The organism is Variovorax multivorans (genome assembly GCF_051216835.1).
In the GTDB taxonomy this organism is placed as follows: domain Bacteria; phylum Pseudomonadota; class Gammaproteobacteria; order Burkholderiales; family Burkholderiaceae_C; genus Variovorax.
The window spans coordinates 1-2,333 of sequence record NZ_JBPJZL010000045.1 but is presented as its reverse complement, the minus strand read 5'-3'; the positions used below and the strand labels follow the sequence as shown (position 1 = coordinate 2,333).

The window sequence follows — 2,333 nt, the reverse complement described above, 5'->3', positions numbered from 1 at the left end:
CATCCTGGAACCCGGGCATCTGGGCGCCATCCTCGAGGTGGCCGATGTGACGGAGGCAACCCTCGCCCAGCACATCGCCCAGGCGGCCGACCACGGCTTCGAGCTGTCGCGCGAGATCCCCTTCCGCGCCTGGCTGTTCCATCTCGATGCCGAGCATCACGTCCTGCTGCTGCTACGCCACCACATCGTCAGCGACGGGTGGTCATGGACGCCCCTGTCGCGCGATCTGGCCGCCGCCTATGAAGCCCGCTCACAAGGTGAGCCGCCGGCGTGGGCGCCGCTGCCCGTGCAGTACGCCGACTACACGCTCTGGCAGCACGCGCTGCTGGGCCACGAGAGCGAGTCCGACAGCGTCATTGCAAAGCAATTGAACTATTGGCGGCAGACCCTTGCCGGCCTGCCCGAGCAGTTGAACCTGCCCACCGATCGACCACGCCCGAGCATTTCGAGCTTCCGTGGTGAGAACCAGTCATTCGAGATTGATGCGACCCTGCATCGGAGCCTTGCCGCGCTCGCACGCGAGGGCCAGGCCAGCCTGTTCATGGTGTTGCAGGCCGCACTCTCGACGCTCTTCACCCGCATGGGAGCGGGCACCGACATCCCGTTGGGCAGCCCGATCGCCGGGCGCACCGACGAGGCCCTCAACGATCTCGTGGGCTTCTTCGTCAACACGCTCGTGCTGCGCACCGACACCTCGGGCAACCCCAGCTTCAAGGAGCTGCTGGCGCGTGTGCGCGAGACCAACCTGGCCGCCTACGAGCACCAGGACCTGCCCTTCGAGCGCTTGGTGGAGGTGCTCAATCCGGTGCGCTCCATGACGCGGCATCCGCTGTTCCAGGTGGCCCTCGTCCTGCAGAACAATGCAAAGTCCAGCTTTGAGCTGCCGGGCATCCAGGTCAAGGGTGAACTCATCGACGCCAACAGCGCCAAGTTCGACCTGTCCTTCAGCCTGACGGAACGGCGTGGCGCGGACGGCACGGCCCAAGGCATCTTCGGCGAGATCGAGTTCGCTACCGACCTGTTCGATCGCGCCAGCGTCCAGTCCATCGCCGCTCGCCTGCAGCGTGTGCTCGCAGCCATCGCTGCCGACCCCACCCAGCCCATCGGCGCCATCGAGATCCTGCAGCCCGCCGAGCGCCAGCAGATCCTGCTCGACTGGAACGACACTGCACACCCCGTGCCCCAGGCCACCCTGTCCGAACTCTTCGAGTTGCAAGTCGCCAGAACACCCCACGCCACCGCCCTCGTCTTCGAGGACACAACGCTCACCTACGCCCAGCTCAACGAACGCACCAACCGCCTGGCTCACCACCTCATCGCAAAGGGTATCCGACGCAATGACCGAGTTGCCATCTGTATCGAGCATGGCTTCGATACCGTGATTGGGCTGCTCGCAGTCCTGAAGGCGGGGGGCGTTTACGTTCCTCTGGATCCTGCCTATCCACCCCACCGGTTGCGCCTCTTGCTCGAGGACAGCGCACCGAAGATGCTGGTCACTCACGCCCTCCTCGCGATGCTGCAGCTCCAGGGGCAAGGCCTTGAAACACTGTTACTTGATGGCGTCGACCTCCCTTGGAATGATTGCGCCAGCACCAATCCCGAACCCGTTTCACCCGACGCCCTCGCCTACCTGATCTACACCTCGGGCTCCACGGGAACGCCCAAGGGCGTGATGGTCCAGCATCGGCAGCTGGCCGAAAAATTGGAGAGCACACGACACGTACTAGAGTTCTCGGCGATCGACACGATCCCCAACCTTGCGTCTCGATCCTTCGACATTTCCTTGCTTGAGCTCCTCCTGCCTCTGGTCAGCGGAGGGTCTGCCTTGCTGCTGCGTGCACAGGCAGTACTAGACACCGAGGAACTTGTTGCCAAGACGAACGCGGCCACGTTCTTCCATGCCGTGCCAAGTCTCATGGAGGCTTGGCTGACCTTCCTGGGCGTCGAAGGAGCCAGAACTCTGTACCCAGCGCTGCGGACTCTGTTGGTAGGCGGCGACGCCGTGTCGGACAAGCTGCTGCAAAGAATTGCAGCCCACTTCCCCCATGCCAAAGTGGTTGAGCTCTACGGTCCAACCGAAGTCACGATATTCGGCACCACTTATCGGAGTGACCCAGTATCCGTGCACTCCGCGGTCCACTGCATCGGCAAGCCGACGTGGAACGCGCAGGTCTACGTCCTGGACGCGCAGCTGCAGCCGGTGCCCGCGGGCGTGCCCGGCGAGCTGTACATCGCGGGCGCGGGCCTGGCACGCGGCTACCTGCACCGCCCCGGCCTGAGCGCCGAGCGCTTCATCGCCAACCCCTTCGGCACCCCGGGCAGCCGCATGTACC

At 64.5% G+C, this 2,333-nt stretch carries 1 protein-coding gene; it reads left to right on the top strand.

All coding sequences use genetic code 11. The features are described from left to right. On the top strand, positions 1-2,333 hold a 2,333-nt coding region (locus ACSFCA_RS36445; RefSeq protein ID WP_435462991.1), incomplete at both ends, for a non-ribosomal peptide synthetase.